Origin of the sequence: Citrobacter sp. Cpo074 (assembly GCF_030332745.1) — a bacterium.
Classification (GTDB): domain Bacteria; phylum Pseudomonadota; class Gammaproteobacteria; order Enterobacterales; family Enterobacteriaceae; genus Citrobacter; species Citrobacter portucalensis.
The window spans coordinates 570,592-592,383 of the sequence record NZ_JAOWHG010000027.1 but is presented as its reverse complement, the minus strand read 5'-3'; the positions used below and the strand labels follow the sequence as shown (position 1 = coordinate 592,383).

20 protein-coding genes, 2 tRNA genes and 1 pseudogene are annotated in these 21,792 nt (G+C 48.7%); 11 read left to right on the top strand and 12 right to left on the bottom strand.

What is annotated here, in order from left to right:
* Nucleotides 1–5: 5 nt before the first annotated feature.
* From OGX83_RS07440 to OGX83_RS07425, 4 genes are all read left to right on the top strand, one after another.
* Nucleotides 6–1,016 carry an ABC transporter substrate-binding protein gene (locus OGX83_RS07440; RefSeq protein ID WP_079933958.1) on the top strand — a complete coding sequence of 337 codons (1,011 nt, stop codon included), beginning with the start codon at nucleotides 6–8 and terminating at the stop codon, nucleotides 1,014–1,016.
* A 157-nt stretch (nucleotides 1,017–1,173) separates the two neighbouring features.
* Complete coding sequence (locus OGX83_RS07435) at nucleotides 1,174–2,229, top strand: ABC transporter substrate-binding protein (protein ID WP_286587684.1); 1,056 nt, start codon at nucleotides 1,174–1,176, stop codon at nucleotides 2,227–2,229.
* Nucleotides 2,216–3,220: a FecCD family ABC transporter permease gene (locus OGX83_RS07430; protein ID WP_003832715.1), complete on the top strand. Its 1,005-nt coding sequence runs from the start codon at nucleotides 2,216–2,218 to the stop codon at nucleotides 3,218–3,220. Before OGX83_RS07435 ends, OGX83_RS07430 begins: the two co-directional genes overlap by 14 nt.
* Nucleotides 3,217–3,969, top strand: a complete 753-nt coding sequence (locus OGX83_RS07425) for an ABC transporter ATP-binding protein (protein WP_286587680.1) — start codon at nucleotides 3,217–3,219, stop codon at nucleotides 3,967–3,969. Before OGX83_RS07430 ends, OGX83_RS07425 begins: the two co-directional genes overlap by 4 nt.
* Here OGX83_RS07425 and OGX83_RS07420 read toward each other — a convergent pair.
* From OGX83_RS07420 to OGX83_RS07395, 6 genes are all read right to left on the bottom strand, one after another.
* On the bottom strand, nucleotides 3,956–4,678 hold the full coding sequence (locus OGX83_RS07420) for a substrate-binding domain-containing protein (RefSeq protein WP_286587678.1): 723 nt from the start codon (nucleotides 4,676–4,678) through the stop codon (nucleotides 3,956–3,958). The two genes, OGX83_RS07425 and OGX83_RS07420, sit on opposite strands and share 14 nt — an antisense overlap.
* A 186-nt stretch (nucleotides 4,679–4,864) precedes the next feature.
* Nucleotides 4,865–4,941: transfer RNA gene (locus OGX83_RS07415), tRNA-Val, on the bottom strand.
* A gap of 4 nt (nucleotides 4,942–4,945) precedes the next feature.
* Nucleotides 4,946–5,022: transfer RNA gene (locus tag OGX83_RS07410), tRNA-Val, on the bottom strand.
* 199 nt (nucleotides 5,023–5,221) lie between these two features.
* A complete protein-coding gene (locus OGX83_RS07405) occupies nucleotides 5,222–5,704 on the bottom strand; it encodes a glutathione peroxidase (protein ID WP_100272531.1) in 483 nt (160 codons plus the stop codon).
* A gap of 168 nt (nucleotides 5,705–5,872) precedes the next feature.
* A complete protein-coding gene (locus OGX83_RS07400; RefSeq protein WP_286587675.1) occupies nucleotides 5,873–6,421 on the bottom strand; it encodes a GNAT family N-acetyltransferase in 549 nt (182 codons plus the stop codon).
* Nucleotides 6,422–6,454: 33 nt separating this feature from the next.
* On the bottom strand, nucleotides 6,455–6,787 hold the full coding sequence (locus OGX83_RS07395; protein ID WP_063941528.1) for an EmrE family multidrug efflux SMR transporter: 333 nt from the start codon (nucleotides 6,785–6,787) through the stop codon (nucleotides 6,455–6,457).
* A 557-nt stretch (nucleotides 6,788–7,344) separates the two neighbouring features.
* Between OGX83_RS07395 and OGX83_RS07390 the strand changes: the two genes are divergently transcribed.
* A complete protein-coding gene (locus OGX83_RS07390; protein ID WP_048227035.1) occupies nucleotides 7,345–7,935 on the top strand; it encodes a GNAT family N-acetyltransferase in 591 nt (196 codons plus the stop codon).
* Between the two features lie 226 nt (nucleotides 7,936–8,161).
* The gene (locus OGX83_RS07385; protein WP_048226653.1) at nucleotides 8,162–8,503 is read left to right on the top strand and encodes a DHCW motif cupin fold protein; all 342 of its coding nucleotides are present in this window, start codon (nucleotides 8,162–8,164) and stop codon (nucleotides 8,501–8,503) included.
* Nucleotides 8,504–8,896: 393 nt separating this feature from the next.
* Here the strand turns inward: OGX83_RS07385 and OGX83_RS07380 are convergent, their stop codons facing one another.
* Nucleotides 8,897–9,811, bottom strand: a complete 915-nt coding sequence (locus tag OGX83_RS07380; RefSeq protein WP_103014934.1) for a LysR family transcriptional regulator — start codon at nucleotides 9,809–9,811, stop codon at nucleotides 8,897–8,899.
* A gap of 114 nt (nucleotides 9,812–9,925) precedes the next feature.
* Here OGX83_RS07380 and OGX83_RS07375 point away from each other — a divergent pair, with 114 nt between their 5' ends.
* The 4 genes from OGX83_RS07375 (at nucleotide 9,926) to OGX83_RS07360 (ending at nucleotide 15,499) form a co-directional block, all read left to right on the top strand.
* A complete protein-coding gene (locus tag OGX83_RS07375; protein WP_111465698.1) occupies nucleotides 9,926–11,074 on the top strand; it encodes a M20 family metallopeptidase in 1,149 nt (382 codons plus the stop codon).
* 108 nt (nucleotides 11,075–11,182) lie between these two features.
* Nucleotides 11,183–12,565, top strand: a complete 1,383-nt coding sequence (dcuC, locus tag OGX83_RS07370; protein WP_286587674.1) for a C4-dicarboxylate transporter DcuC — start codon at nucleotides 11,183–11,185, stop codon at nucleotides 12,563–12,565.
* Nucleotides 12,566–12,605: 40 nt separating this feature from the next.
* Entirely contained in the window at nucleotides 12,606–14,300 is a 1,695-nt protein-coding gene (locus tag OGX83_RS07365) for an NAD-dependent malic enzyme (RefSeq protein WP_286587673.1), read from the top strand.
* A 155-nt stretch (nucleotides 14,301–14,455) separates the two neighbouring features.
* A complete protein-coding gene (locus OGX83_RS07360; protein ID WP_286588142.1) occupies nucleotides 14,456–15,499 on the top strand; it encodes a ParB/Srx family N-terminal domain-containing protein in 1,044 nt (347 codons plus the stop codon).
* Nucleotides 15,500–15,608: 109 nt separating this feature from the next.
* Here the strand turns inward: OGX83_RS07360 and trpS are convergent, their stop codons facing one another.
* From trpS to OGX83_RS07340, 5 genes and pseudogenes are all read right to left on the bottom strand, one after another.
* Nucleotides 15,609–16,613: a tryptophan--tRNA ligase gene (gene trpS, locus OGX83_RS07355; RefSeq protein WP_286583874.1), complete on the bottom strand. Its 1,005-nt coding sequence runs from the start codon at nucleotides 16,611–16,613 to the stop codon at nucleotides 15,609–15,611.
* Between the two features lie 215 nt (nucleotides 16,614–16,828).
* On the bottom strand, nucleotides 16,829–17,656 hold the full coding sequence (locus tag OGX83_RS22875) for a sensor domain-containing diguanylate cyclase (protein ID WP_407197669.1): 828 nt from the start codon (nucleotides 17,654–17,656) through the stop codon (nucleotides 16,829–16,831).
* A 207-nt stretch (nucleotides 17,657–17,863) separates the two neighbouring features.
* Nucleotides 17,864–18,049 (bottom strand): annotated as a pseudogene (locus tag OGX83_RS22870) (HAMP domain-containing protein); the annotation flags it as partial.
* Nucleotides 18,050–18,732: 683 nt separating this feature from the next.
* On the bottom strand, nucleotides 18,733–19,842 hold the full coding sequence (locus OGX83_RS07345) for an AI-2E family transporter (RefSeq protein WP_003832733.1): 1,110 nt from the start codon (nucleotides 19,840–19,842) through the stop codon (nucleotides 18,733–18,735).
* Nucleotides 19,843–20,141: 299 nt separating this feature from the next.
* Nucleotides 20,142–20,507: a VOC family protein gene (locus OGX83_RS07340; protein WP_048214280.1), complete on the bottom strand. Its 366-nt coding sequence runs from the start codon at nucleotides 20,505–20,507 to the stop codon at nucleotides 20,142–20,144.
* A 320-nt stretch (nucleotides 20,508–20,827) separates the two neighbouring features.
* Here OGX83_RS07340 and OGX83_RS07335 point away from each other — a divergent pair, with 320 nt between their 5' ends.
* Nucleotides 20,828–21,787 (top strand): YbgA family protein, encoded by a 960-nt coding sequence (locus OGX83_RS07335; protein ID WP_032943299.1) that lies wholly within the window; start codon nucleotides 20,828–20,830, stop codon nucleotides 21,785–21,787.
* Nucleotides 21,788–21,792 lie beyond the last annotated feature (5 nt).

Sequence of the window (21,792 nt, the reverse complement as noted above, 5' to 3'; positions counted from 1 at the left end):
TGCTTATGAAAACGTGCCACACATGGCTGCTTTGTGTGTGGCTGGCGTTTCCTGCCCTGGCAACACGCCAGGTTGTGGATGATGCTGGCCACACAGTTACCGTTCCCGCGCATGTTGAACGTATCGCGGATGGGTGGTTTGCCCATCATTCGGTGCTGATGACGCTGGGTGCTGGTCGTAACATTGTTGCGACGGTCAACCATGAGGAAAACCAGCCATGGATGTTCAAAATCAATCCTTCTCTGAGACAAGCCTTACAGATACGAGGAACATCATTTAATAGCGAGGATTTGCTGGCCCGGCACGTCGACGTCGTGTTTGTGGCAAAAGGAAAAGGGGATGCTCAAAGCTACAGTCAGGCGGGTATTCCGGCCCTTGAAATGGCATTTACTGACTATGCTTCGATGGAAAAATCGGTCACTACGACCGCAGAGGTTCTGGGTACCGAGCAGGCTCGCGTCCGTGCAACGGCTTACAATCAGTATCTCAACCGTGTACTCGCGGATGTGCAGGCTAAAACTGCGGAGCTGGCGGAAAATCAGCGCCCTCGGGTACTTCATATTCAATCGCTAAATCCGCTTAAAGTCGACGGCAGGAACACGTTGATCGATACCTGGATTACGCTGGCGGGTGGACGGAATGCGGCAGGTGAAGTTGACGGCAACATGAAAGAGGTGTCGCCCGAGAGGGTGCTCTACTGGCAACCGCAGGTCATTATTCTCGGTGCGGGGTGTGGTGATATCGCCAGTTCGCCATACGCAGCATTGTTCAAAGAACTTAACGCAGTGAAACAGGGTAACGTCTGGCGCAATCCGGCGGGCGTGTTCCCCTGGGATCGCTACGGCACTGAAAGCGCGTTGCAGCTACAGTGGGCTGCATCGAAACTGCATCCGGCATTGTTTAGCGGCCTGGATATGGTCAGCGTAACGCGAGATTTTTATCGCCAGTTCTTCGATTATTCGCTCACTCAGGAGCAGGCGATGCGAGTTTTAAACGCGTTACCCCCACAGGAGTAGCGCTCACGTATAAAGACAGGCGTGATAAGGATTGCACGCCATTTTTACCCCTCTGAAATGTGGGGTTTGGTGCGCTCATGATGAAAATGGTTTGCCAGGCCTCTCGTTATATAATTTAATACATATCGTTTTTACTCCTCTATTCATATGGTATCCCATGTTAACTTTCCGCTCTTTTGTGCTGGTTTGCGCCAGCATGTTGTTTGCGTTTTCTGCTCAGGCCGACCGAACGATCACCGATCAGCTTGGTCGACAGGTCACGATTCCTGACCACGTGGACAAAGTGGTCGTGCTGCAACACCAGACGTTGAATATTCTGGTCCAGCTCAATGCCCAGCAGGACATTGTTGGTGTGATGTCGAGCTGGAAAAAGCAGCTCGGGCCTGAATTTGCGCGCTTTATGCCGACGATTACTACATTGCCGACGCCAGGCGATCTCACCAGCGTGAACATCGAAAGCCTGTTGGCGATTCATCCGCAGGTGGTTTTTGTCGCCAACTATGCGCCCGCGGAAATGATCCAGCAGATTCAGAACGCCGGTATTCCGGTCGTGGCTATCTCATTACGCAAGGATGCCACCGGGCAACAGAATAAAATGAACCCGACCATGGCCGATGAAGAGCAGGTCTACAACGAAGGGTTGAAGCAGGGTATTCGCCTGATTGCGGACGTGGTTGGGTGCAAACCGCAGGCCGAAACGTTAATCGACTACGTTTTTGCCGCGCGGGCAAAATTCAATGCGCCGGTTGCAAAAATCCCGGATGCACAAAAAGTCCGTATTTATATGGCTAACCCCGATCTGATGACTTACGGCTCCGGGAAGTACACGGGACTGATGATGCAGCACGCGGGGGGATTAAATGTGGCGGCTGCCAGTGTGAAAGGTGCCCGTCAGGTTGCGCTGGAGCAGGTATTAGCGTGGAACCCGCAGGTGATTTTTGTCCAGGATCGCTATCCGCAGGTGGTAACTGAGATCCAAAACGATCCGAACTGGCAGGGGATTGATGCGGTGAAAAATCATCGCGTCTGGTTGATGCCTGAATATGCCAAAGCCTGGGGCTATCCGATGCCGGAAGCGTTGGCGATCGGTGAACTTTGGATGGCCAAAAAACTGTATCCGGATGCCTATAAAAACGTGGACGTTGATGCGCAGGCCCAGGACTACTATCAACGTTTTTATCGTGTGAACTGGCAGCCTGATGCAGCTAAGTAACCGTATTTTGCCCCAGCAACCGCTCTTAATCGTTGTGGTCCTGTTGCTGGGCGTCAGTTCGCTATGCCTCGGACAGTATCCGCTGTCGTTAAGCGAAGTGTTTTACCACCTGACGCACTATAGCGACGCTGAGGGAATAGGCAGCCAGGTTATCTGGACGGTCAGGCTACCGCGTATTCTGATGGCACTGCTGGCGGGGGGCGCGCTTGGGTTATGCGGCGCGACGCTGCAAGGGGTATTTCATAACCCTCTGGTCGACCCGCATATTATCGGCGTGACGTCGGGGGCGGCCTTTGGTGGAACACTGGCCATCCTGCTCGGTCTTTCGCCCTGGCTGATGATGGGATCAACGTTTTTCTTTGGTCTGACAGCGTTGATCCTGGTGTATGCCATTGCTGCGTTACAGGGGCTGGAGAATACGCTGGTATTGATCCTGTCGGGTATCATTTTGAGCGGTTTTTTTGCCGCGCTGGTGAGCCTGATCCAGTATCAGGCTGATACCGAAGAGACGTTACCTAATATTGTGTTCTGGCTACTGGGCAGCTTCGCGACGGCCAACTGGCATAAAGTGCTGCTGTTGGCGGTCCCGGTCGGTATCGCCGCGACGGTTTTGTACCAGCTACGCTGGCGGATAAACCTGTTGTCGCTCAATGACAAAGATGCCAGAGCACTGGGTGTGGCGGTGGTTCCTCTGCGACGCAGCGTTTTGGTGTGCTGCGCATTTTTGGTCGCTGCTCAGGTGGCGGTCAGCGGCAGTATTGCCTGGGTTGGATTAGTGATTCCGCATCTGGCGCGTTTGCTGGTGGGGGTTGATCATCGTCGTTTACTACCGTGCGCCTTCTGGTTGGGGGGCGGATTTATGATTGTGGTGGACGATATTGCTCGCACCCTGATGCACGCGGAGATACCGTTGGGGATTATTACCGCATTGTTCGGCGCGCCGTTGTTTGCTTTCTTACTCATTCGTACCAGCCGTCGGGAGAAATCATGATACCTGCCGCACTGCGTGTAAATCAGCTTACTTATGGGTATCGTACGCCGCTATTTGAGCCGCTAACGTTCTGTTGCCAGAAAGGTGAGATCTGGGCCGTGCTGGGACGCAACGGCTTGGGTAAAAGTACACTGCTCGATACATTAACCGGCACGTTGCCTGCTTTAGGCGGGAGTATTGAAAATAACGGTGGGATAGGGATTGTGGCACAGCATAGCCATCTGCCGTTTCCGTACACGGTCAGTGACGTGGTGCTGATGGGGCGAGCACAGCACGTGAAGCTGTTTGCGCAACCCAGTCCGCAGGATCAAAAAAGAGCAATGCAGGCGTTAGAGCAGTTGAATATCGCGTATCTCGCCTCCAGCTCATTTGGCTCACTTTCTGGCGGGCAGCAACAGTTGGTGATGATTGCCCGGGCTTTGGTGACAGAGTGTCAAACGCTGTTACTGGATGAACCGTGTTCCGCGCTGGATCTCGCCAATCAGCAGGTGGTGCTGCAGCTCATCAGCGATCTGGCCCATCAACAGGGATGCAGCATTCTCTTTTCGACCCACGATCCGCTTCATGCGTTACAGGTTGCTTCCCATACTTTGCTGCTACTCCCTGAAGGAAAATGGCGGGCAGGGCCCACGAACAGCATTGTGACGGAGGAGAATTTATTCCTGGCCTATGGCTTAACGCTGAGAAAACTCAGCGTGGAGAACTACCAGACGCCGTTTATCGCACCGTTGTTTTCTATTCGTCGTTAAGCGTTAAGAATCCTGCGGCGCTAAGAAATTCCTGCCCGCCGCGGGAGAGTATGAATTCAACCAGCGCCATGACTTCATTGGATGCATCAAGCACCGCCAGTTGGTATTCGCAGCGAATATTGTGCTCATCGGGAATAGCCACGTAATGTACGTCGGGCATTGCGCGCAGCGCGTGTGCGTAATGCGCGTAACCGATAAACAGATCGGCCAGTCCCTGGCGCAGGATCCAGGCGCTCGCCAGTTCTCCTTGCGGGATTTTTACCGTATCACGACCACCCACCAGCGGGATTGCGCGTGTCCGAAGCTGTTGCCCGAGTCCTGGTTCCAGTACATCCATATTGTCGAAAAATGCCCAGGTATAGTCTCCGGAAGGGTCGCAGCCGGGCGTTGATGTACCAGGTCGCAGCGTTGGGTCGTGGAGTAAATCCAGCCAGACACCGGTTCGGTTGCTGACAAGGCTCAGTTTGTTCCAGCAAAAAGTGTGCGTAGAGACGGCTTTATTACGTGCTAACAGGTTTTGCGGATGTTCCCTGTTGGCCGAGGCAAAGAGCGCACACGGTTCTCCCGCTTCAATACGTTCACGCAATAAACCGGCCGGACCATATTCAACCTTAACGTCTATTCCACTCATGCGCGTGAACTGGCTTATCAGTGGCGTAAATGCAGGGCGCAAACTGCCTGCGGCTAACAGGAATATGGAAGAGGGCATGGTATCCGATCTCTGGCGAATGACATTATGCGAAGAAGATGAATGATACGCGTTGAGCATGGAATTTAGAATGATTTAGCGCAGTGCTATTGAATCATCAAAGGAAATGATAAAACTGACGGATACAAACTGAAGATAAAAAGATAGTTTTGAAGTGAAATAGCACCAAATCAAAGGGATATGATTTGGTGCGTCCGAGTGGACTCGAACCACCGACCCCCACCATGTCAAGGTGGTGCTCTAACCAACTGAGCTACGGACGCAAAATGGTGCGTTCAATTGGACTCGAACCAACGACCCCCACCATGTCAAGGTGGTGCTCTAACCAACTGAGCTATGAACGCAACGTTGTAGGTGACAACGGGGACGAATATTAGCGGCACAGACCGAATGAGGCAAGAGGGAAATAGCATTTTTCTTCCTGATCTCACGCGATTGCAGAGTAATTAAGCAAGTTGATTATATTTTGTTGATTTTGCAGCGTGTTTTTTATTCAGACAGCGAACTGGGGCATACCAGGGGCGGTTTGAATTACAGAGGTGCTCAGACTTTAAGCGCTGTAAGGATAGTGGTTTCAATTTTCTCTGGGGTAGTGAAGGGGGCAAATCGCTTAAGCGGCTTGCCGTCACGCCCGATCAGGAACTTAGTAAAATTCCACTTGATCCGACTACCCAGCACGCCAGGTAATTCGTCTTTCAGGTAACGAAATACCGGGTGCGTAGCGGCACCGTTGACTTCCACTTTCTCAAACATCGGGAAGCTTACACCGTAGTTGATGTGACAGGTTTGCGCGATTTCGTCGGCTCCACCGGGCTCCTGGTTACCGAACTGGTTGCAGGGAAAACCAAGCACCACCAGACCCTGCGCGGCGTACTTCTTGTAGAGCGCTTCGAGGCCTGCATATTGTGGAGTGAAACCACAATGGCTGGCGGTATTAACCACCAGAACCAGTTTGCCAGCGTAGTCGGCCATACAGATGGGCTGGCCATGCAAACTGGTGGCAGTCAGTTGATGAAAGGGGGCCATGCCAGAATCCTCAAATAAGATAGCATTACTCATGTTGCCCGCGAGTGACAGGCTTCGCTGCGTATCTATTTATTATGATCGCAACTGTAGTTTTAATAAACTTGCCATTGGTGCAGGGCAAAAATAGAAATTCTCTGCGGTTCGGTTATGGACATTCCATAATTTATTTTAACCAACCTGACGAGCGTTCCATTCGTCGCGCGTGATTTCCCAAAGTTCAGAATCCAGCAAACCGCTGACATACTCTTTCTTTTCCGTTTTGATAAGCCGCATGCCGCTACTGTCTGAAATACGTTTGGAACGGATATTGAGAGAGGCTTTCGGCGCACGCAATACCGTCTTATTTAACGTATTAAACCAGTAATCCGTAGCGACATTACTGGCTTCACGCATAAAACCCTGCCCCTGATATTCCGGAGCTAACCAAAATCCACGGTTATTATCCTCAACGTCATAAAGGCAAATTAAACCTATGAGAACGTCAGGGGCCTCACGGAGTCTGATAGTCCAGATCCACGCAATCCCTTTATCCATATCAGGCAGGGCAACGTTATTGACGTAATTCTCCGCACCGTTATCAGGATAGGGCCAGGGTACTGAGGAGACCATATAACGAACTATCTCCCAGCGGGGATAAAGCACCTGAATCTGCGAGGCATCTTTGGCTTCTAATGGTTTTAACAGCAAGCGTTCCGTATGGAGTATTGGTATTTTCATATGCACTTTTCCTACTCGATCAAGATAAGAGGATCAATGTGGGGAGGATTTTGAAAAAATATTAATAACCAGAACCCCAGCACAAATAAGAAGCATACCTGCGATCGCCGGAAAATCTAGCTTTTGCCCACTTACCAACCAGCCCAAAAGACTGATTAATACGATTCCAGCACCTGACCAAATTGCGTACGCAATACCCGTTGGAATGGTCGACAGAGTTTGGGAGAGAAGATAAAAGGCCGTGCAGTAGCACACAATAGTTGCTACAGATGGCCATAGGCGTGTGAATCCGTCAGAGAACTTCATCAGGGTTGTACCTATGACTTCAGCTACGATGGCCCCGGCAAGGAAAATGTATGAATTCAAAATCTGATCCCATGTGACAATCTAAAGCAAATATCGTATCACAAAGGGGTGGGTGAGTTTGAACACAGAAGTTATCCGCCCAAGACTTCGAAGCTGCCGTACTGAACTCATAGCGATTAGATTTCCGTTGGTGAGTTCTCCTGCCAAGAGCAAAAGAAAACTCCGGCTGATAATGCGATGGACATATCCATACAACGCAGATCTGTTTGGGCAAGTCTTGATGGGGATGTCGATTCCTTGATAAACATAAAACCATGCTTTTCGTAGAAAGTTTGCGCGTTTGGTGTTGAGGTCAAGGTTAACTGTTTCAGCCCTCTTTTAATCGCCTCATTACATTTATAGATTTATCATGAAACGGTTTCGTTTCAACATCGTTGTTTTACAAAAGAGGGAAGTCCATTACTGGCACGGAGTGGACAAGTTACCATCATGAGCAGTGAGCAGATAATCGACTCTTGATGAGTCGATTATTCAATGCAAACGGGGCATAGTAATTCATTCAGTACAGGATTATGCAGCTCAATCCATCGACACAAAATAATTGTGAGGTCACAAATATGACGCCTACATTGCAAGGATCTCTTGTCACGCTCCGTCCTCTGCTTGAGACAGATGCTCAGCTATTGATTGATGCGGCAGCGGATGGGGAACTCTGGTCTCTGCCATTTACGGTAGTTCCGTCTGCTGATACCGCAGATTTGTACATTCAGAAAGCCCTCAAGGGGCAGATCGAAGGCACAGTCATGCCGTTTGCTGTAACGCTTTTGTCCGATCAACGTGTCATTGGATCAACACGTTTCTGGAAGATTGATAGAGAAAACCGAAAGCTCGAAATTGGTCATACCTGGTATTCACAAAGCTGGCAAAAAACAGCTGCAAATACCGAGAGTAAACTGTTATTGCTGCGGTACGCCTTTGAGCAACTGAAGTGTGTTCGCGTTCAGTTTACGACTGATGTATTGAATGAGCGCTCGCAGGCTGCCATTCTCCGTATTGGTGCGATCCAGGAAAGCATCATCAGAAATGAACGAATTATGCCTGATGGTCGAAAACGTACTTCCATACGGTACAGCATAATTGATGATGAGTGGCCGCAGGTTCGGACCAACCTTGAGCACCGCCTTTCCAGTTACAGGAAAGAGAAATAACTCGAGGTTTTGCGGACAGAAGGTCTGCTGTGAGCGAACAGCGGTCGTTACCGACACCAGCGGATTTTCATTAATGTAGCACTTCAAATTGGTATATAACTTGAATCAGGTTCAACTTCGTCACTACATATGGAAAATAAAGTGTTGATGTATAATTATTTTTTCTTATGTTAATTCATTCTAACCTGAGCTCAAGAAATCATTCTTAACGACGGAAGGTCATAAAATGAATATCGAAGCATTTGCTTTTGGTACCACCAACTGGGGTGAAGTCGAAAAAACAGAACATCCAGGGGAAACAGGCATAGCCTACTGGCGCACACAATTTTTTGGCCACAAGCCGAACCAAATCCGTGTGCGAATGGTTGAATATACCCCAGGCTACCTTGCGGATCATTGGTGCAGTAAAGGTCATGTCCTTTTATGCCTGGAGGGAGAACTCGAAACACTGCTCGCAGATGGCCGCAAATTCACTTTAACTGCGGGGATGAGTTATCAGGTTGGTGATAACGCAGAACCACATCAGTCCAGAACGGAGACAGGAGCAAAACTCTTTATTGTGGACTGACGGATTCGTCGTTGTTGCGTTTGCGATGTCCGCTCCTGGCTCTGAGCAGTCGTATGAGGAGGTACTGTTTTTCACGTGAAATTTGAATAGTTGAAGGCCATAAGTACGGATGATGAGAGGCTTGAATAACCTGTGTGGTTTTGGAGTGGTTTTACCCCACTTGAGGCGTGATTTTGGGGGCATCTTTAGGAGCAGGGACATAAAAAGGGACACATTAATAGCTGCTATAACCCGCTATTAACTGTCCCAGTAATTGTTTATCGTAATGATTTATATGTTTTTTTTGAGTTTTGAAATGATTGTATTTTGTTAATTTTGCAGAATGCTATTTACTCAGGCTGTGCGTCGGGCGAGTCACACCTGATTGTTAAACTGCGTGATGTTTTTACATTTCTACGTGCTGGAGTCACTTAAATAATTACACAGCAACTTCCATAAGTAATGAGCAGCCGGTGTAAAACGATGATCGGAGCTACGCAATACATGCCACTGACACTCTCTGGCAATATGATGATCAATCGGTATTGCCGTCAATTCCCCAGGATAAGAATTTGCATTAGCGGTTTGTTCTGTCATAAAAGCAATCCCCAGTCCCGCACGGCACAGGGCTATTGCGCTGGTAAACAAATTACAGCAGTAGGATGGCCTGAACATAATCGCTTCATCGCGAAACATCGCAGTGAGATATCGCTGAAGCCCAAAATTGTCATGCATAGCAATCAGGCGATGCCGGGAAAGTTCCTGAAGCGTTACTTTCTTTAAATCAGAAATAACATGATCCTTCCTGACAATGGCACAAATGGCTCCCCGATTATAGCTATATCGTTTAAGTGCCGGTTGCCCAACGGGACCAAATCCCACGGCCATATCCACTTCACCTCTTGCAATGAGTTCCATCGACGTTTCCATGTTGCCAGAGGTGATATCGACAAACACATTCGGGTAGATTTGGGCAAAATCGCTCACGACGTGGGTAATGATTTCCTGGACCATTCCTTGTCCAACGCGCAGCGTAACGGTCCCTCCACGCATATGGCGCATATCGCTGAGTTGCCGCTCAAGTTCATTGCGTTTTTGTTGAGTAATGGCGTAGTCATCAGCCAGTAATCTTCCCGCCTCGGTGAGGACAACGTTACGTCCTCTTTTCTCCAACAATGGCAGCTGTATTGTTCTTTCCAGAAGAGAGATTTGGCGACTGACAACCGAAGGGTTAAAGCCAAGGATGTCGGCGGCTCTGCGGATCCCACCGTACAATCCGACCATATATAGATAACGGATCGCTTTTTCTGGATAGGTGCTCAATGTCATGTTTTTGCCATTATTGTTGACCTGAAGGCAACAATAATAGCATAGAAGCCTGATTCTTTTTCAACCGGGATTCATTACATACTAATGCTAAATACCTATACGGAGAGTGTGGCAATGAAGAGCGTTGTTAATTACTTACAGAAACATACTGACCTTATCATGGAAGATATCAGCGATTTGGTACTGGCTGAGTCTCCTTCAACGGATAAAGCTGCTGTTGACCACTGTGGTGACGTTTTAAAAGCTATTTTCGAAAAGCGTCTGGGTATACAGGCTGAAACTGAAAAACAGACACATTACGGTAACCAGTTAAAATTTGTTCTGGGAAAAGAGGGCCCGCAAACCACAATTTTGGGGCATTTTGATACGGTCTGGGATAAAGGGGTACTCTCACTTCGCGAAGAAGAGGGGAAATGGTATGGCCCGGGGATCCTCGATATGAAAGCCGGGATGATTCAATCTATCTGGGCAGTTCGTGCGTTAAAAGAGAGCGGGCAGCTCGGCGGTAAGCGCATTGTTTTCCTGTGCAATAGTGATGAAGAACTCGGAAGTCCAAGTTCGAAGGAATGGATTATCCGTAATGCTACAGGATCTGAGCAAGTATTGGTTGTTGAACCGGCGACAACTCATGGTGATTTAAAAATTGCCCGTAAAGGCACTGGCCGCTACCGCATTGCTATCACAGGTCTTGCTGCGCATGCAGGCAATAATCCTGGTGAGGGGGTTAGTGCTATTGAGGAAATGGCTTTTCAGATCCTCAAATTGCGAGAGTTGAATGATCCTGAGCGCGGTACCACCGTTAACGTTGGTATTGTACGGGGTGGCAGTAGGGTCAATGTCGTCGCGGATTATGCCGAATTAGAAATTGATACCAGAGTGGAAAATCAGTCAGAAGCTGCACGGATCCATGATGCTATCACCCGTTTGACACCTCATTTGCAGGGTAGCCAACTCAGGATTGAAGGAGGGCAAACTCGCCCACCGATGGAACGTTCTTCAGCTTCCGAACAGCTATTTGAAAAAGCGCAAAAGATTGCGGAAATACTGGGCATTACGATTACCGCGAAATCGGCTGGAGGTGGTAGTGATGGAAACTTCACCGCGGCGTTAGGTATTCCTACATTAGATGGCCTTGGTGCGACAGGAGCCGGTATCCATGCGCTCCATGAGCATATATTACCCGAAAATATCGTTACCAGAACCGCACTGGTTGCTGGAATGATGCTTAACGATATTAATTCTGATGATGGGGCAAAATTTTAGCTAAATACATCATGCTCACTCAACGACATTATTGTTTGTTATCCTCATGTAACCACTGTGGCTATATGGATTATTAATATCTTGACGAATAAATAACAGGACATATCCATGAGTGCTTTTATTATTACGATAGTTATTACTGTCGTTGCGGCTTGGTTAATTATCAAGAATTACCAGCCGCAAACTATTTTGCTGTTAGCGGGGCTTTCCTTGTTAACAATTACAGCTATTTTCTACCCTGAAAAAAGTATCTTATATGGAAATGCAAAATCCACAGGGTCTGTCTGGATTGATATATTTGCTTTTGTAAAAGGTTCATTATCAACGCAGGTAGCAGGGATCGGTTTGATTATTATGGCGGCCGGTGGTTTCGCCAGCTATATGGATCATATTAAAGCTTCAAAGGCCATGGTTGACGTCTGCATTAGGCCGCTGGAGGCTTTAAAAGCACCTTACCTGATCCTTGCCATCGGCTACATTTTTGCGCAATTGCTCCATGTTGCCATCTCCAGTGCTGCGGGCCTTGCAATGTTATTGCTGGTGACATTTTTCCCGGTCTTGGTTCGGCTTGGGGTAAGTAAGGCTGCTGCCGCGGCTATGATTGGCATGTGTGCCTTTATGGATCTTGGGCCGGCCGTTGGCACCGCGAACTTAGCTGCTGAATATGCTGGCATGGAAACAGCACTGTATTTTGCTCATTATCAGATGCCGGTAGCTGCGGCGGTGATGGTTGTCGTTTCTATATTAATCTATTTTACGGCGAAATATTTTGACAAAAAAGATGGACATGTTGTTGCGTCACAACGTGCTATGCCTCCCGAGATTGCTGAAAAAGATGACGCGCCAGCACCTAAGTTCTACGGGTTATTGCCCATTTTTCCTGTCGTTCTGGTATTGGTGTTCAGTCCGTTGGTTGTTGATACCATTAAAGTCGATGTCGTGACTGCAATGGTTATCGGAACTATTGTCGCCTTTATTTTTGAGCTATGTGTAAAACGAAACTTTAAAGAGTGCTGCAAGGGAGTACAAGTCTTCTTTAAAGGTATGGGGAGTATGTTTACCAGTATCGTTTCATTACTGGTATGCGCCGAAATTTTCGCACAGGGATTACAAAAAATTGGTGCAGTGGATTATTTACTCGATGCGACACATAACGCTGGCTTTGGTTTCACCAGCATGACGATTGTAATGGCATGTTTGGTCGGGGTAACGGCTGTACTGACAGGATCGGGGGTTGCAGCCTTCTTTTCATTTGCCGGTATGGCGCAGTCTATTGCAACAAAGTTTGGTATGAACGCCGTACATATGCTTCTGCCGATGCAACTGATGGCTGGGATGGGGCGCGCAATGTCGCCTGTAGCCGGTATTATTATTGCCGTCAGTAAATCGGGTGAGTGTTCCCCATTTATGATCGTGCGCAGAACGGTCATTCCGGCACTTGGTGGAATCATAACTATGCTAATCGCTAATACGCTAATTTCCAGTATGTAATAGTAACTGAATACGGAAGATTTTTATCTGGATGAACACTATGTTAAATGAAAATGTAGATAATTTACTCTATATTCCTTACTCAGGTTCTGTCCTACTCGAATCTCCTCTTCTTAATAAAGGAAGTGCTTTTAGCAAAGAGGAACGAGTGATATTCAATCTGGAAGGATTGCTACCCAATGCAGTTGAAACAATTGAGGAGCAATCCCATCGAGCATATCGCCAGTTTAGCGATTTTAAGTCTGCTATCGCACAGCATATCTACCTTAGGAACATTCAGGACACTAACGAAACGCTATTCTATTATCTGGTAAATAAACATTTAGCAGAAATGCTCCCTATTATTTATACACCTGTTGTTGGCCATGCATGTGAACATTTTTCTGATATTTACCGTAGGGCCAGAGGGTTATTTATCGCATGGCCGGATCGCCATAAAATTGATGATATATTGCATAATGCCACGAAACAGCATATTCGTGTCATCGTCGTCACCGATGGTGAACGGATCCTGGGACTTGGGGATCAAGGTATTGGCGGTATGGGGATTCCAATCGGAAAACTGTCTTTGTATACCGTCTGCGGTGGTATAAATCCGGCAAATACATTACCCATTCTGCTGGATGTTGGAACCAATAATTCTCAACTGCTAAATGATCCTCTTTATATGGGATGGCGTCACCCAAGAATTACCGGGGAGGAATATTTTGAGTTTGTGGATATGTTCATAAACGCGGTTAAACGTCGATGGCCTGAGGTCCTACTGCAATTCGAGGATTTTGCTCAGCAAACGGCACTTCCTCTTCTGGAGCGATACAGAGATGAGATGTGCTGTTTTAATGACGACATCCAGGGAACTGCTGCCGTCGCGCTAGGATGTTTAATGGCGGCAAGCTCAGTCTCTGGTCGTTCATTATGCGAGCAAACAGTCGTATTTCTGGGGGCCGGATCGGCTGGTTGCGGTATTGCTGAGCATATTGTTCAACAGATGGTCGCTGAAGGCTTGTCTGAAGTGGAAGCTCGCGCCAGAATTTTTATGGTGGATCGGTTCGGATTGTTGACTGATGACCAGGCAAACCTTCCACCTTTTCAGCGACAACTGTCACAGCCTCGAACGATCGTCGAAAGCTGGGGTGTGGAAAGCGAAAAAATGACGCTGATGGATGTTGTTTGTCACGCGTATCCTACGGTGTTGATAGGTGTTACCGGCCAACCAGGCTTGTTTAGCGAAGCTATTATTAGGGGAATGTACAAGTACTGTAAGCTCCCAATAATCATGCCGTTATCCAACCCAACTTCACGGGTCGAGGCGAGGCCGGAAGATATTATTGAATGGACAGAGGGAAACGCCATTGTTGCAACGGGAAGTCCATTTAATCCCGTAATATACAAAGGAAAGGAGTATCCCGTTGCACAATGTAATAATGTTTACATCTTCCCTGGTATTGGACTAGGGTGTCTGGCAAGCCGCGCCACACGAATTACAGAAAATATGCTAATAACGGCAAGCCGAACGTTAGCCTCTTTTTCGCCAATGAAAAGCAATAAAGATTCTCCATTATTACCGGATATAAATAATATTCAGGAAGTAACAAAGGCCATTGCCTTTAGTGTTGGTATTGCAGCGCAACGTGATGGCGTAGCCATTCGTATACCGGAGGAATCATTACGAGGCAAAATTGACGAGATTTTTTGGCATCCGCAGTATCGTCAATACAGACGGACCTCATACTGACGCTAATCAACCCCCTCTCTGGAGGGGGATTGACGCCACTCATCGATAGGGAGGTTGGATTTTGGCACAATGCATCTTATTCTCAACGCAAGATACCCTTGCTGACCGATGGCGAAGCTCATGGGATATTAACCCGTTACTCAGGGAAGGCGGCAATGACAGATTATTGGTGGAAAGACCTGGTTGATCGTAATAACCAGTGGCAAGGGTTGGAACTGATCTTCAAAGAAAATCAAAGAACTGAGCCAGCGATGGAAATGCTCAGTGGCCATTTTGGGCGTATGGCATTGCAGCTCGCCGGAGAGCCGTTATTCTGGGCCTCAATGCTTGAAGATCATTCCGGCGTTTGGCTGGTTTTTAATGCAGATCATCCACGGAGCCAGGAGATATTACCTGAGGTAACTTCTGAAGATATTGAACGGATAAAAGCCAAAGGCGAGCAGGTGCGGATCGGCGAATGGTGCCGGTATTTTGTTCGTCAGTTAATGAATGCGCCAACACCATTACTCTCACCGCAGCGTTGGTTGATAAGACCGATGTTACCGATTCAATGTTCATCGCGCTATTCCAGTCCCCAACCCGTTGCGTTAGAAAACTGGCGTTTCTCAGCGCCAGAAAGCACTGAAAATATTAACTGCCAGTGGACGCTGTACGGTGAAGATTTCCCTGATCTGACGCAGCCGGAAAACGTCAGATTAGTTGACTGGTGGTGGGGCGGTTATTTGCTGCGGGGGCGTTATGCCATTCAACCCAATACGGGGAGAGTAAAATGGTGGCGTAAAAAATGCCGAGAGGGGACGTTGCCGCCGATACTGGTCTGGTATATCGCCGGATTAGGATCTTATGTGATCCTTGATGGGCATTATCGATTACAGGCGGCGATCGAAGAGCAGATCCCCCCTTTATTTCTGGTGCTGAGCGAGCTTAATGAAACGGAATATCCTGCCGATGCTGCCCATCAGGCGCGTATCGTTCAGTCGCTGGAAAAGCAGCTGGCTAACAACTCCAATTACAGTGTCAATGCGGTAAATCAGACGCTGATTAGTCTCTATGACAGACGATATCTTTACGCGTCAACGCATAGCCGCGCTACTCTCGGTGAGGGAACCCAATGGGCTACGGAGGTGGAACGTTATCTGCAAAAACATCATCTTGATGCGTATCGGGACAAGATTTTTCAGCGGGTTAAGGGAGATTGATTTTTACCCTACATTTTGTCGATAAAACGCGAGCCAGCTTCTGATAACTCCCGGCGGTGGCATTCAGACGGGAGTCATCGTTACTTATCGCTCCTGTTGCAACTCGATATCAGAACACCGGCAAACCCAGTCCTTGCTTCACTTCTCTTAATGTCTGCTGCGTAATCTCGTGCGCCTGCTCGCTTCCTTTTTTGAGCATCGCCATCAGCATGCCTTTATCCTGAATGTAGGTTGCACGCCGCTCGCGCATTGGCGCGATGAGTTCTTGCAAGCACACTTCCAGCTCGTTTTTGCATGTCCGGTCACCCAGTCCACCCCGTTGGTAATGCGCTTTCATTTCCGCCACTTTTGCTTTATCCGGATGAAAAGCATCGAGGTAAGTGAATACCATATTGCCGTCTATTTGCCCTGGGTCGGACACTTTCAGATGATTAGGGTCGGTGTACATTGCGCTGACCGCGCGGTGAATGGTTTCTTCGCTGGCTGACAGGAGCAATGTGTTACCAAGCGATTTTGACATTTTGGCATTTCCGTCGATCCCTGGAAGGCGGCTGGTTTCACTCAGCAGCGCTTTGCAGTGCGATAAGACGGGGGCCGGTAACAGGCTATTCATCTTATGTACTATCTCATTAGTCTGTTCAATCATTGGCAACTGATCGTCGCCGACGGGAACGACTTCGGCTTTGAAGGCCGTAATATCTGCCGCCTGACTGATGGGATAAACCAGAAAACCAACCGGTAATGAGCGAGCGAACCCTTTCTGCGCAATTTCGTTTTTGACCGTAGGATTACGCTCCACGCGAGCCACGGTGACGATGTTCATATAAAGCGCGGTTAACTCTGCGAGAGCAGGCAGTGCCGATTGCAGACAGATGGTAGTAAGTGACGGGTCTATTCCTGCGGCAAGATAGTCGGCAAGTACTTCGGGAATATTGTTGCGGATCTTTTGCGGTGTGCTGCCGTTATCGGTTAACCCTTGTAGGTCAGCCACCAATATAAACTGCTGATAATCGTATTGCAGCGTGGCGCGCTGGCGCAATGACCCCACATAATGGCCAAGATGCAGCGGGCCGGTGGGACGATCGCCTGTGAGGATGATGGTTTTATTGTTCATGTCAGACTCCTTAGTCATAAAACCGAAAGGGGTCTCTAAATGCAAATAACCGCCTTTCGGCGGTTATTTAAAATGAGGAAAACACATTCTGACCGCCTTTAAGAAGGCAGCCACCACAGGTTGTGATTAAAACCGTTGATATCGTGTTTTGTGTTCATCCAATTAACATACCACCTGGCGTAGAGGTAAAGCAATGCCCGAAGTGCTGGCGCATATCAGCTCGCTTCCAGCATGCCAAAGCTCACAATGCGCGAACGACCTAACTCTTTCGCGCGGTACAGTGCGACATCTGCGGCGCGTAACAGGTTGTCGCTCTGGGCGTGCTGCGGGTAACTGGCGACACCTATAGAGACATCCACGTGTCCAATATCGGAAACGCCAAAGCGCAGCGACAGTTCGCGTACGCCGTTGTAGATTTCCGTAGCAAAGCGGTTAGCGGCCTGTTCATCCGTATTGGCCAGCAGTACCAGAAACTCTTCACCGCCGTAGCGGAAGGCCATGCCGCTGTCGTGGACAACGCGCTGAATAGTCGCAGCGATACTTTTAATCACACTATCGCCAGCCTCATGGCCAAAGCGGTCATTAATACTTTTAAAATGATCGATATCGATCATCAAGCAACTGATTGGTTCTTTGTTACGCACTGCCTGGCTCATCTGGGTACGCAGTGTATCTTCAAGATGATGACGGTTGCGCAGTCCGGTTAGCGGGTCGTAGAGCGCTTTCTCCAGCAGGGCGTCACGCAGACGCTGGTTGGCTAATGCGAGGCCGAGTGCTTCTGCCATCAGCTCCAGATATGCACGGGAGGGGGCGGAATCATCGCTAAGGTTCTGGAATGAGAGCAGACCGATGGCTTCGCCCTGGGCAATCAGCGGGACGCACAGAGTATGGTGCTGGCATGACTCTGGCAGATGGTAGCAGGCGATATCGGGTTCACCTTGTACCGGAGGATGACTCTGGCCGCGGCGCACAGCCCAGCATTCGTCCGGGTGGAACGCATCCGCTTTACCCTGCGGAGAAAGCCATTGTGCAACGCAGCGCATTTGCCAGGGTTCCTGGTCCAGTATGTAAAGCCGCCCGGCGATACCTGGAGCAATATTCGGTGCAAACAGCTCTGCCACATTGATGACATCGGCAAAACTCTCGCAACCCTGCAGACGTTGCGTCATGCGCGCCAGCAGATCGCGGATTGCCCAGTCGGCATCTCGCTCTTTCTCCAGTCTCTGACGCGCCAGACCGTTCTCGCGAAATATCCGGATCGCCTGCGCCATGTCGCCTATTTCATCTATCTGGTTAAAGCTGGGCGTCTCAACGGCATAATCCTGCGATGCGAGACGGTTTACGACATCGCTCAAACGCACGACGGGACGCAGTACGCGACGCTTTAAAATGAAACCAAGAACGAATAAAAACAGCAGCGCTGTCAGACCGACCATCACTTCAGAGGCTGTTCGTAGCATGCGGGATGACTGGGTTGCATCTTCAATCGTATTACGTACGCGGTTATCGAGCAGTTGGCGGAAATGATCTATCCGGTCCTGGGCGCGTTCCAGTTCCTGTTCATAGCTTTTCCCATAGAGCAGGGCAATAGCCTGCGACTCTTCTGCGCGCGCGACGCTGGCAAACGCCGCAGCTTGCTCGTCCTGCAGGGCATCAACAATCTGCAGCCCTTCGTGCAATAGCGCCAGCTCTTCATCCGTTGCCCCAAGGTCTTTGAGCTTTGACAGCCGATGCTCAACAGCTTTCAGCGTCGCTTCTTTCTGACGGTAGGCGTTAAGCACCTCAGGATCTTTTGCAATAACATAGTCGCGTGCCAGGTCTGACAGCGACCAGGCATCGAGTTCGACTTCTTCGGTAAGTTGATCGAACTGATAACGCTGTTCTACCACCTGGCGTTCTGTGTTATCGGCGCTGGATGCCATCAGCATGACAACGCCTGAAGCGATGGTCAGGCATACCGTCGCGCTATAGGCCCAGTTGGTGATTGTGGCAATTCGCACTGATTAGTTCCTTCTGCGACGATTAATGAATACGCATGATTGCAATTATAGGAAACGCATGATTTTGCGTGAAAATAAAAAAGGCGGTCCCGAAACCGCCTTCTGTTATCGTCCTGCAATCATAAATCTGGAGGATTTTTTCCTTCTTCCATAAAGGCTTCGTCGATTCCTTCCACGTTACCTTCATGGTCACGCCCGGAAAACAGGTTCCAGCAGGTTATGAATAGTGCAGCAATCAGGGGGCCAATCACAAAGCCGTTAATGCCGTAGATCTCCATGCCGCCGAGAGTGGTAATCAAAATCAGATAGTCCGGCATTTTGGTGTCTTTACCTACCAGCAGCGGGCGCAGGATATTGTCCACCAGCCCAACGATAATCACGAAGAAGCCAACGATAAACAGCCCTTGCCATAGCTGGTGGGTGGCGAACAGGAATATTGCTGCAGGTACCCAGACGATCGCTGAGCCCACGGCAGGCACGAGCGAGAGAAACGCCATCAACGCCCCCCACAGAACGCTGCCGTCGATATCCACAATTGCAAACGCGATGCCGCCAAGAATACCCTGAACCAAAGCGACGACCGCCGTGCCCTTGACGGTTGCCCGCGTCACGCCGACGAATTTGGCAAACAGGTGCTGTTTGGCAAAATCAGAAAGGGGTAATGAGTCCAGAATCTGGCGCACCAGATACGGTCCATCCTTCAGTAAGAAGAACAGCAGATACAGCATGATGCCAAAACTGATAGCAAAGCCGAATGTCCCTTTCCCAATCAGAAATGCACTGCCAGCAAGGTACTGCCCGCCTTGCAGCACGACATCGGACAGTTTTTTCTGGATCTGCGCGACATCATCCAGATTGTGTTCTGCCAGAAATCCTCTGGCCCAATCAGGAAGGTACGAAAGAATAGAAGTGACGACTTCCGGGAACTGCGTGTCATTCTGTTGCAGTTTGGTGTACACCACGTTCAGTTCAATGGCCAGCGATGACAGGATTACCATCAGCGGGATAAAGACAATCAGACAGATAATGACGATGGTAATCAACGATGCCAGCCCGTTGCGTTCGCCAAGCGCGCTACGCAGTCTGTTTTTTACCGGGTTAAAGATAGTCGTTAATATCGCGGCCCACAAAATGGCGGAAAAGTAGGGGGACAATACATCGAAGAACGCCCAGGTCACGAGGGCAAGTATGAAAATGAAGAAACCTTTAGTCAGTCCGTTAAATCGCATTAGTAAACCCTGTAATGAGAAGCAGTCCCGACTATAGAACCGTTCAGGGGATTTACCAACTTTAGCTGCAGATATTTAGAATAAAGATGTTGCACTAAGGCTACATTCTTATTGTCCTTGCTTCACTGGCGGGAGAGCTATCCTCGCCTCAGTTCAAACTTAATCTTAGACATATACGAATTCCTTCTTTTCAACGATACTCTTATGTCTTGACTTCAAATAAGCAGCGTTATTACAGCTCTTCAGACAGATTCAATATCAACGTCGAATAATTTTTCGATATCCAAACTGCACCTTAATCAGTCCGGCGCATGGCAGACAGCCTCAATATTATGGCCATCAGGTGCAATGACAAATGCGGCATAGTAGTTTTCACTATAGGAACGTAAGCCAGGTGCTCCGTTATCCTGGGCTCCCGTGCGCAAAGCAGCATTGTAAAATTCATCAACTTGCTGCCGGGTTTTTGCGACAAACGCCAGATGCAGAGGAGCCGGCTTGTCATTCGTCTGGAACAGACAAAGTGAAACATTCTCGGAGCCCATTTCAACACCGTAGCTTGGTGTGCCTTCATCGATGAGTTCTACGCCAAGCGGCTGAAGCGCGTTGAGAAAGAAAATTTTACTTTTTTCGTAATCACTTACACCGATTTTCACATGATCGAACATACTTTATTCCTCATGAAGATATGAACAAATAAAGAGTATATAAAGAGATTGAAGTCGCATTCACGTAAGAACCTGTCAATGTGATGAACATCAATTTAGAGATCTATATATCTACAGTACCTGCCTTTGCTGTTTTAATTGGATTCTTTGATTGCCTGGTTTGTATCCCGCCTAAATATTCATTAGGAATGGCACGATTATGGGGGATACTTACACTTGCATCTATCAGTTCAACTCACAGCAGATAACTTACGCTATGATTTAATAGTGAAACCGTCATTTTTTCCCGAAAAGGGTCGTCAATTAACGAGGGGGTCGCTATGAACACTCAGCCTGTCATCGGGATTAGTGGATGTTTAACTGGTTCAGCCGTGCGATTCGACGGTGGGCATAAACGGATGGGGTTTGTAACGGACGAGCTGGCTCAGTGGGTGACTTTCAAACCTGTCTGCCCAGAGATGTCCATCGGTTTGCCTGTACCACGTCCCGCGTTGCGTCTGGTTCAAACCGCCCAAGGGAATGTCCGCATCTGTTTTAGCCATGCGCCTGGTGAGGATGTAACCGATAAAATGTCCGATTTCACCAACTCATATCTTCAGGGACTTGGTGGCCTCTCGGGTTTTATCGTCTGTGCTAAATCACCGAGTTGCGGTATGGAAAGAGTGAGACTGTATGACGAGAAGGGAAATCGTGGGCGAAAAGAAGGGACTGGTCTGTTTACTGGCGCGTTAATGGAAACCTACCCGTGGTTGCCAGTCGAAGAAGATGGCCGCTTGCACGATCCAGTGCTGAGGGAGAACTTTGTCGAACGTGTGTTCGCATTGCATGAGCTTAATAGGCTGCGGGCCAATGGTCTTACTCGCCATGGCTTACTCAACTTTCACAGTCGCTATAAGCTACAGCTTCTGGCTCATCACCAGGCCGGTTACCGGGAAATCGGCCCATTCGTTGCCTCGCTTCACCAGTGGGATGATTTGGACGCTTTTTTCGTTGTCTATCGTGAAAAGCTCATGACGATCCTCAAAAAGCCCGCCTCACGAAAAAATCACACCAACGTACTGATGCATATCCAGGGCTACTTCCGCGAACGGTTGAACTCCCGCCAGCGCGGAGAGTTACGTGACGTTATCCTCAACTATAGCGGTGGGCTGCTGCCAATATTGGCGCCTCTGACGCTACTCAAGCACTATCTGGCTGAATACCCAGACAGCTATCTGCTTACCCAGAACTATTTTGATCCTTATCCGAATGATTTAGCGCTACGGTTGATGATCAAATAGTCTGA

Excerpts from the sequence above, each read along its gene's own strand:
- OGX83_RS22875 (WP_407197669.1), bottom strand. The coding sequence starts at position 17,656 with ATGCGCTGCGTTGCACAATGGCTTTCTCCGCAGGGTAAAGCGGATGCG.
- OGX83_RS07435 (WP_286587684.1), top strand. The coding sequence starts at position 1,174 with ATGTTAACTTTCCGCTCTTTTGTGCTGGTTTGCGCCAGCATGTTGTTT.
- OGX83_RS07425 (WP_286587680.1), top strand. The coding sequence starts at position 3,217 with ATGATACCTGCCGCACTGCGTGTAAATCAGCTTACTTATGGGTATCGT.
- OGX83_RS07390 (WP_048227035.1), top strand. The coding sequence starts at position 7,345 with ATGACGCCTACATTGCAAGGATCTCTTGTCACGCTCCGTCCTCTGCTT.
- OGX83_RS07335 (WP_032943299.1), top strand. The coding sequence starts at position 20,828 with ATGAACACTCAGCCTGTCATCGGGATTAGTGGATGTTTAACTGGTTCA.
- OGX83_RS07360 (WP_286588142.1), top strand. The coding sequence starts at position 14,456 with ATGACAGATTATTGGTGGAAAGACCTGGTTGATCGTAATAACCAGTGG.
- OGX83_RS07385 (WP_048226653.1), top strand. The coding sequence starts at position 8,162 with ATGAATATCGAAGCATTTGCTTTTGGTACCACCAACTGGGGTGAAGTC.
- OGX83_RS07405 (WP_100272531.1), bottom strand. The coding sequence starts at position 5,704 with ATGGCCCCCTTTCATCAACTGACTGCCACCAGTTTGCATGGCCAGCCC.
- OGX83_RS07345 (WP_003832733.1), bottom strand. The coding sequence starts at position 19,842 with ATGCGATTTAACGGACTGACTAAAGGTTTCTTCATTTTCATACTTGCC.
- OGX83_RS07380 (WP_103014934.1), bottom strand. The coding sequence starts at position 9,811 with ATGACATTGAGCACCTATCCAGAAAAAGCGATCCGTTATCTATATATG.
- OGX83_RS07430 (WP_003832715.1), top strand. The coding sequence starts at position 2,216 with ATGCAGCTAAGTAACCGTATTTTGCCCCAGCAACCGCTCTTAATCGTT.
- OGX83_RS07400 (WP_286587675.1), bottom strand. The coding sequence starts at position 6,421 with ATGAAAATACCAATACTCCATACGGAACGCTTGCTGTTAAAACCATTA.
- OGX83_RS07420 (WP_286587678.1), bottom strand. The coding sequence starts at position 4,678 with ATGCCCTCTTCCATATTCCTGTTAGCCGCAGGCAGTTTGCGCCCTGCA.
- OGX83_RS07375 (WP_111465698.1), top strand. The coding sequence starts at position 9,926 with ATGAAGAGCGTTGTTAATTACTTACAGAAACATACTGACCTTATCATG.
- OGX83_RS07340 (WP_048214280.1), bottom strand. The coding sequence starts at position 20,507 with ATGTTCGATCATGTGAAAATCGGTGTAAGTGATTACGAAAAAAGTAAA.
- OGX83_RS07365 (WP_286587673.1), top strand. The coding sequence starts at position 12,606 with ATGTTAAATGAAAATGTAGATAATTTACTCTATATTCCTTACTCAGGT.
- OGX83_RS07440 (WP_079933958.1), top strand. The coding sequence starts at position 6 with ATGAAAACGTGCCACACATGGCTGCTTTGTGTGTGGCTGGCGTTTCCT.
- dcuC (WP_286587674.1), top strand. The coding sequence starts at position 11,183 with ATGAGTGCTTTTATTATTACGATAGTTATTACTGTCGTTGCGGCTTGG.
- trpS (WP_286583874.1), bottom strand. The coding sequence starts at position 16,613 with ATGAACAATAAAACCATCATCCTCACAGGCGATCGTCCCACCGGCCCG.